The 8,116-nt window shown below is 45.2% G+C and carries 7 protein-coding genes; 5 read left to right on the top strand and 2 right to left on the bottom strand.

All coding sequences use genetic code 11. The features are described from left to right. Window positions 1-121: 121 nt before the first annotated feature. Entirely contained in the window at window positions 122-1,465 is a 1,344-nt protein-coding gene (locus BCT81_RS21515) for an MATE family efflux transporter (RefSeq protein WP_102425778.1), read from the bottom strand. Window positions 1,466-1,900: 435 nt separating this feature from the next. On the opposite strand from BCT81_RS21515, the gene BCT81_RS21520 reads away from it, so the two are divergent. The 5 genes from BCT81_RS21520 to BCT81_RS21540 all read left to right on the top strand — a co-directional run bounded on the left by BCT81_RS21520 (window position 1,901) and on the right by BCT81_RS21540 (window position 7,170). Then, entirely contained in the window at window positions 1,901-2,191 is a 291-nt protein-coding gene (locus BCT81_RS21520; protein WP_004741353.1) for a co-chaperone GroES, read from the top strand. A 52-nt stretch (window positions 2,192-2,243) separates the two neighbouring features. Further along, entirely contained in the window at window positions 2,244-3,890 is a 1,647-nt protein-coding gene (gene groL, locus BCT81_RS21525) for a chaperonin GroEL (RefSeq protein WP_102425779.1), read from the top strand. Between the two features lie 309 nt (window positions 3,891-4,199). Next, complete coding sequence (locus BCT81_RS21530) at window positions 4,200-4,541, top strand: four helix bundle protein (protein WP_102425780.1); 342 nt, start codon at window positions 4,200-4,202, stop codon at window positions 4,539-4,541. A 397-nt stretch (window positions 4,542-4,938) separates the two neighbouring features. Beyond that, complete coding sequence (locus BCT81_RS21535) at window positions 4,939-5,496, top strand: hypothetical protein (RefSeq protein ID WP_061033192.1); 558 nt, start codon at window positions 4,939-4,941, stop codon at window positions 5,494-5,496. Between the two features lie 195 nt (window positions 5,497-5,691). Beyond that, window positions 5,692-7,170 carry a sensor domain-containing diguanylate cyclase gene (locus tag BCT81_RS21540; RefSeq protein ID WP_102425781.1) on the top strand — a complete coding sequence of 493 codons (1,479 nt, stop codon included), beginning with the start codon at window positions 5,692-5,694 and terminating at the stop codon, window positions 7,168-7,170. A gap of 75 nt (window positions 7,171-7,245) precedes the next feature. Here the strand turns inward: BCT81_RS21540 and BCT81_RS21545 are convergent, their stop codons facing one another. After that, a complete protein-coding gene (locus tag BCT81_RS21545) occupies window positions 7,246-7,734 on the bottom strand; it encodes an MgtC/SapB family protein (protein WP_004741346.1) in 489 nt (162 codons plus the stop codon). Between the last annotated feature and the right edge of the window lie 382 nt (window positions 7,735-8,116).

Genomic DNA, 8,116 nt, shown 5'->3' on the forward strand with positions numbered 1-8,116 from the left:
ATCCCGCATCTGCTTTTTAATCTTTTCGAATCCCGATTACTCGCATCCCGCATCTGCTTTTTGTCTTTTCGTATTCCGCCACTCGAATCCCGTATCTGCTTTTTATCTTTTCGAATCCCGATTACTCGCATCCCGAATCTGCTTTACCCCTTATACGAAGCGCAAACAAATACCCTGAAATGCCACCCATTATGTTTCCTAGCGCTAGTCCAATAAATAGGCCTTCGACACCATCAATTTGGCTGCCTACCCAGGCAAATGGCAGGGTAAATACAAACAGGCGCATGAAGCTCCATTGGAAGGCTTTGAGTGGTTGATGCATGGCATTCATTGCACTGATTAGCATCATCACAATGCCTTGGAAGCCATAGCTAAATGGCACGACTAACAGGTAGTGCCACAAAATACCTCGAACAGACTCTTCCTGAGAAAAGAGGGCGGCTAAAGGGATGCTCAGTGGCACCATCATCAAAAAGATCAAACCTTGGAATAGCACGGCAAAACGCATGCTCAAGAATAGAGCTTTGAAACTACGTTGTGGATTCTCTGCCCCAAAGTTCTGCGCCATAAAAGGGGTAAGAGCGGAAGTGAGAGACATCAAAACGATGATTTGAATCGATTCAATACGTTGAGCAGCGCCATAAGCAGCGACAGCTTCGGTTCCTTGTTTAGCCAGCATCATCATAATGATGGCCCCAGCGAGTGGGTTTAACGCGTTTGAAAGTGCTGCTGGGGTGCCAATGGAGAGGATTTGTTTCCAGTCGCGGATAACCTCTTGAGCTTTTGGCGGAGCGAGTAACTTCTCTCGTTGGATTAATACATAAAGCGAACCACACAACGCACCAAACCAACTGAAACCACTAGCGATGGCGGCGCCTTGAATCCCGAGTTCGGGGAAAGGCCCGTAACCGAAGATAAGAAGTGGATCGAGAATGCCGTTAATCAGGCCCGCCAACATCATGATCTTGGCAGGGGTTTTGGTATCGCCACTCGCTCGTATCGCGCTGTTGCCTGCCATTGGGATAACAAGCAGCGGGATCGCTAAGTACCAAACTGTCATGTATTCAGATATCAGTGGCAGTAATTCTGGCTCTGCCCCCAGTAAGGTGAACATCGGCTCAAGCGTTACCAGCCCTAGTGTGGATGCAAACCCAACAAGCAGTACGGCAAGCAATAATCCATGGCAAGTAAAGCGAGCTGCATTTTGTGCGCAGCCTTGGCCCAGCAAGCGCCCAATACATGTGGACAGCCCCACACCGATGCCCATGGTGATGCAGTTGATGGCGAAGGTCACTGGGAAGGTAAAGCTCACTGCTGCAAGTGCTTGTGTGCCGAGTAGTGAGATAAAGAAGGTATCGACCAAGTTAAACATCAAGATCGCAACCATGCCGAAGATAGTCGGAATGGTCATGGTACGTAATGTACTCGCAATGGGGGCGGTCAAAAGCCCGTGCTTATCTTGCATGTAAAACGCCAGTTGGAACGAAAAAGGTGTAGGATAAACAGATGTGGGCGGGAAGGGAATAGCTTAAAGAGCAGATACGAGATGCGAGTAATCGGGATACGAAGAGCTTAAAAGCAGAAGCGGGATTCGAGTAAACGAGATACGAAGAGCGAGAGGGGCAGTTACGAGATGCGGGTAAACAAGTATCGAAGGGCTAAAAGCGGAGAAAAGATATGCAGTCTTCTTTTGTTTTATCCCTGATAGTTACACAGGACAATTCGCAGGTGTGTTTTTGCTTTTCGCATCTCGCATCCCGTTTACTCGTATCTGCTCTTGAGATCACAAAATTTCCTTTCTACCCCTTGGGATCTTTCACTTCGCCCCAACATACTCTTTAACCCCATGCCAATCGTGGCAACTATCAAATTAAATGGAAATTATCAGGAGATACGACCGATGAATATCCGTCCTCTACACGACCGAGTTATCGTTGAGCGCCAAGAAGTTGAATCTAAATCTGCTGGTGGCATCGTTCTAACTGGTTCTGCCGCTGAAAAATCAACTCGCGGTGTAATTCTAGCTGTGGGTAAAGGCCGCATCCTAGAAAATGGTTCAGTACAACCATTGGACGTTAAAGTTGGCGACACTGTTATCTTTGCTGAAGGCTACGGCACTAAGTCTGAAAAAATCGACGGTAAAGAAGTTCTGATCATGTCTGAAAATGACATCATGGCGATCGTTGAGTAATCCGCGCTATACAAACTGAACTGACTGAATAAAGAATTTAAAGGAAATAAAGATGGCTGCTAAAGACGTTAAATTTGGTAACGACGCACGTATTAAAATGCTAGAAGGTGTAAACGTTCTGGCTGACGCAGTAAAAGTAACGCTAGGCCCTAAAGGCCGTAACGTTGTTTTAGACAAATCATTTGGCGCACCAACTATTACTAAAGATGGTGTTTCTGTTGCACGTGAAATCGAGCTTGAAGACAAGTTCCAAAACATGGGCGCACAAATGGTTAAAGAAGTGGCTTCGCAAGCGAACGACGCAGCGGGCGACGGTACAACGACAGCTACAGTTCTAGCTCAAGCTATCATCACTGAAGGCCTAAAAGCGGTTGCAGCTGGCATGAACCCAATGGACCTTAAGCGCGGTATCGACAAAGCAGTAACGGCTGCTGTTGAAGAGCTAAAAGGCCTTTCTGTTCCATGTGCTGATACTAAAGCTATCGCGCAAGTAGGTACTATCTCTGCAAACTCTGATGCGACTGTAGGTAACATCATTGCTGAAGCGATGGAAAAAGTAGGTCGTGATGGCGTTATCACCGTTGAAGAAGGTCAGGCTCTACAAGACGAGCTAGACGTAGTTGAAGGTATGCAGTTCGATCGCGGTTACCTATCTCCTTACTTCATCAACAACCAAGAAGCAGGTTCTGTTGATCTAGAGAGCCCATTTATCCTTCTTATCGACAAGAAAGTTTCAAACATCCGTGAACTTCTTCCGACTCTAGAAGCAGTAGCTAAGGCATCTCGTCCACTTTTAATCATCGCTGAAGATGTAGAAGGCGAAGCGCTTGCAACTCTAGTTGTAAACAACATGCGCGGTATCGTGAAAGTTGCTGCTGTTAAAGCACCTGGTTTTGGTGACCGTCGTAAAGCAATGCTACAAGACATCGCTATCCTAACTGGCGGTACGGTTATCTCTGAAGAGATCGGTCTAGACCTAGAAAAAGTAACGCTAGAAGACCTAGGTCAAGCTAAGCGTGTAACGATCACCAAAGAAAACTCAACCATTATCGATGGCGCGGGTGAAGAAGCGATGATCCAAGGTCGTGTTGCTCAAATCCGTCAACAAATCGAAGATGCAACATCTGACTACGATAAAGAGAAACTACAAGAGCGTGTTGCTAAGCTAGCTGGCGGTGTTGCAGTAATCAAAGTTGGTGCTGCGACTGAAGTTGAGATGAAAGAGAAGAAAGACCGCGTAGAAGATGCACTTCACGCAACTCGCGCTGCAGTTGAAGAAGGTGTGGTTGCTGGTGGTGGTGTTGCACTTATCCGTGCTGCATCTAAAGTGGCTAACATTGAAGGCGACAACGAAGAGCAAAACGTAGGTATCCGCGTTGCACTACGTGCAATGGAAGCGCCTATCCGTCAAATCACTAAGAACGCAGGTGACGAAGAGTCTGTTGTTGCTAACAACGTTCGTGCTGGCGAAGGTAACTACGGTTACAACGCTGCAACGGGCGAATACGGCGACATGATCGCTATGGGTATCCTAGATCCAACTAAGGTGACGCGTTCTGCACTACAATTCGCTGCATCTGTTGCTGGTCTTATGATCACAACAGAAGCGATGGTGACGGACAAGCCTCAAGAATCTGCTCCTGCAATGCCTGACATGGGTGGTATGGGCGGTATGGGTGGCATGGGCGGTATGATGTAATCCCCCTTTGCTATTCGTAGTGAAATTAAAAACGGAGACTTCGGTCTCCGTTTTTTTTAGGAGCAGATACGAGATGCGGGTAAACGAGATTCGAAGAGCTTGAAGGGCAGATACGAGATTCGAGTAAGCGGGATGAGAAGAGCTTAGAAGCAGATACGGGATTCGGGTAAACGAGATTCGAAAAGATTGAGAGCAAGTTCGAAATTACCAGACACCACTGAACAGAAGTCTCGAACTTTGGTTCTTTTTTGGGGCTTTTCAATGGGGTACTTTTGAGATGATTAGGTTTTCGGTCTTTAGGTAGAAATTGTGCTTTATAGAAAACTAGATGTTTGGCAGCGTAGTCGTCTGCTGTCGATTTCTGTTTATAGGGAAACGGCGACTTGTCGTGACTATGGTTTCAAAGACCAGATTACTCGTAGTGCGTTGTCCGTCCCTAGTAATATCGCTGAAGGCTGTGAGCGAAGATCTCTTAAAGAGCGTAAGCATTTCTTTGCAATCGCCAAAGGATCCATTGGTGAGTTTGCTACTCAAGCCGATATCGGTTCTGAGGTTGGATTTGTAGCTAAAGACGTTGCTGCTAGGTGGCAATCTGAAGCACTTCAAATATCACGAATGTTAGGCGCTTTAATCAAGTCACTAGAACAATAACTTCCCCTTCTTCTTGCTTAATAAGCTCGCTGTTACGTTTTGGTCTTTCACCTCCGCTCTTTGCCTTTCGTATCTCGTTCACTCGAATCCCGCATCTGCTTTTATCTCTGCTCTTTGCTTTTCGTATCTCGTCACCCGTATCCCGCATCTGCTTTTATCTCTGCTCTTTGCTTTTCGCATCTCGCTACTCGAATCCCGGATCCGCTCTTATTCTTTTCTCATCTCGCTACTCGCATCCCGTATCTGTTTTTCAATTGCTCTTTCTGATTTACCGTCTTATATTCAACAGTACAGTTATGACATTGATATAACATGGATAGCTGTTGAATAAAGGACAATAAACGCTTGATTGATAATTTATAAATCAAGTTAACAATAAGCCAGTGGAGACTCCCCAATGAAAAAACTACTTTCAGTACTTGCTGTGTCGGCAGCAGTAATGGCACCAGCGGCATTCGCTTCTTCGCCTGTTATGTTTTCAACAATCAACGGCTTCAACGCACCTGATTCAGATGCAGTTGGTGGTGTGCGCTTGGCTCTGCTTCACGGACAAGTAAACGACCTTAAGGGTGTCGACCTTGCGGTTGTGGGTATGTCTGAGACTCAAACAACAACGGGTGTGAACCTTGGTATTTTTGGTGCATCTAAAGTGAACCAAGAGATGACAGGTGCATCGCTAGGTTTCTTCAACTGGAATACGGGTAAAACAACGGGTCTTAACCTGGGTGCTGTGAACATCACTAACGATGTAAAAGGTGCCAACGTGAGCTTCGTAAACTACTCTGAAGGCGACACTATGGTTGATGTTGGTGCGGCGAACCTTTCAGAGGTGTCGACTGTACAGGTTGGTATCTTCAACAAAACCAACAAAATCGAAGGCGTACAGGTTGGTCTGATCAACTGTGCAGATAACGGTTTCTTCCCATGCTTCCCAATTGTGAACTTTGCGAAGTAAGGCTTAGTGTTACTACTCTGATTCGTAACGCCTAAGTGCTTCTTACTTAGGCGTTATTTCTACTCTGTATTTTAATATCCAGGTTCAAACTCTCTCGTACTGAATAATATAAGCATGTTGTTTTATATTTATTGTTGCAGTGGGTTTATTCATAAGTACAATGTGCGCTAAATTCACAACGATGATTTATATGCTTTGATTAATCCCCATACTATCGATTTTAAGAAGGCTTTCTTAGGCCTAACCGCCAGTTTTTTAGTAGTTTTGAGCTTATTGCTCGTTGATTCAGCGGAAGAATCAGACACACAGTATGGATCAGAAAACCAAGGCGTAACCCATGCACTCACTGAGCTCACTCAGATACTGAATGCGTTAGAGTACAACATTACAGCGCTCTACCCATTACATGGTGAGACTTATACCTTTTCGCATGAAAAAAAGACGGAGGACGATACCTGCTATTTTATTAGTGAAGGGCAGAAAGACCCTCTTTTTGATTTTATGTTCTCAGGCCCTACCGAGATGTGTGACTCTCAATCTGCGCTGTATAGGGAAGCGAGCAAGCGTCTGTTTATTGCTCCAACGATGGCTTACTTTACGAACACCATCAGTAGTGTCTCCGCCATTTATTTTATTTCCAAAGATAAATTTATCATCTCGGCCCCCTCGGATATTGCCCAATATATGAAAGGCGATACGTTTGACTCGATCGTTAGTCGTCGGCCCTATTGGATCAATACCATCCGCTATGGCGTATCTCAAAATAGAGATAAGGTTGTGTATACCGGCCAATACGACGATTACCTGACTGGTGAGAAAGTGGTGACCTTAACCAAAGGGATCTATATCAACGGTGAGTTTAAAGGGGTATTAGGTATTGATGGCTATACCTCTAGCTTATTTTCGAATGCGAAGCATGGCTATGAGATTACTAGTGTCAGCGGCAGGAATAAATATGGCTTGTTGGATTACACTTTTTCACAACCCTTGTACGTGGATGGGGTGAATACGCAGCTGTATTTGACCATTCAAGAAACGAAGAGCGAGCACTTCTTACACATACTGGAAAGGGACTACAAAGGGTTACTGGTACTCTTGTTCTTGTATGTGGTTGCAGCATGGCGGCTATGGCGATTTTATCGTGAGCAAAGACACCGCTGCTTAAATGATCTTTCAATGACCGATCCATTAACAGGGTTACTCAATCGCAGTGGCTTTGAAGCGCAATTTTTGGCGCAAGATGAGAGAAAAATTTTAGGGATTGGTGTCTTTGAAATCGATGATTTAAAGGCGATCTGCGATCGTTATGGCAATGAGATTGGTGATAGGGTGATTTGTCACGTTGCTAAACTTATCGTCAACAGCGTGAGGCAACACGATATCGTGGCGAGATTTGATGGCCGGGAGTTCGTGGTGGCGATTGCGGGAGAGTCGTTAGAATTGCTTTCTTCAATATTTGAACGAATCCAGAGCGATATTAGTTTACAGAACTACCAGTGTTCGACAGGAGAGAAAGTGGCTATTTCGGTTTCTGGGGGAGCAGTGCTCTACTCTTTACATAAGTTCGAGAGTATCGGACACCTATGGAAAAATCAGAGTGTCCGTTCTTCAAGTAAACAGCTGAGCATTGCTAAGTCCTTGGGCGCAAATCAACTGTGTATCCACGTTCATTGATATACAAAGAAGCCTAGTCGTGTGACTAGGCTTCTTTGTATTTGTTGTCGTGCTCACAGGTGACTGAGTGCAGCTTTATTTCTTCACGCGGCCTTTTCTCATCCACTTTTGGTGAACACCACGACGTAGGCTCTGGAAGCTGTTTTCCACTTTGTCGACACCAAGTAAGATCGCCAACGCTAATAGCGTGATAATAACCGATTGTGAAAGGTGACCAAGCGCTATCATCATCCCAAGTGCCGCCAATACCCAAATAATGGCAGCTGAAGTCACACCATGAATTTTGCCATCTAGTGTCATCATCACACCCGCACCCAGGAAACCAACACCAGTAATGATCTGGCCAAGTACACGAGCCTGATCGAGTGTGTTTGGAGATAGGCTAATCGCCATGGTAAGGAAGAAATAGGTACCGCTGATGATCAGAATCGAGGTTCTGATACCTACTGGTTTGCCGCGTGTTTGTCGCTCGATACCGATTAACGAACCACACAGCATACACACTGCTAGCCCTGCCCAGCTGAAGGGGGCAAGGTTTAACGTTTGTTCTATAAATTGTGACATATCACCCCTCCTAAAAATTTAGAATAGAGCCGAGTATGCTGATAATCAGCCTGACGATCGAACAAATATTTGTTGTCTTCTCGATTAATTTTATTGATCCCGCAATGGATAAAAGGAACATACAAGTGTTATTGATTCTACGGCTAAGAGGGGCGTGAGCGATCAGTGAGAGCAAAATAGGGATGGCTTTTGGGCATACTCTTTTCAGTAAGGTATCAGCGCGTTGGCTGTCTATCTTTCCTTTGAGTATCAAGGGTGTCACTGCTTTGAATGGTTTTCTAAGTTATTGATATTGTTGTGTTATGCATCGCTATCACGCTTGGCGTGGAAATACTGTTAAGGCCCAAAAAAATAAGCTCGAAATCCCAACATTCTCTAGAAG

Origin of the sequence: Vibrio sp. 10N.261.52.A1 (assembly GCF_002876325.1) — a bacterium.
GTDB lineage: Bacteria > Pseudomonadota > Gammaproteobacteria > Enterobacterales > Vibrionaceae > Vibrio > Vibrio chagasii.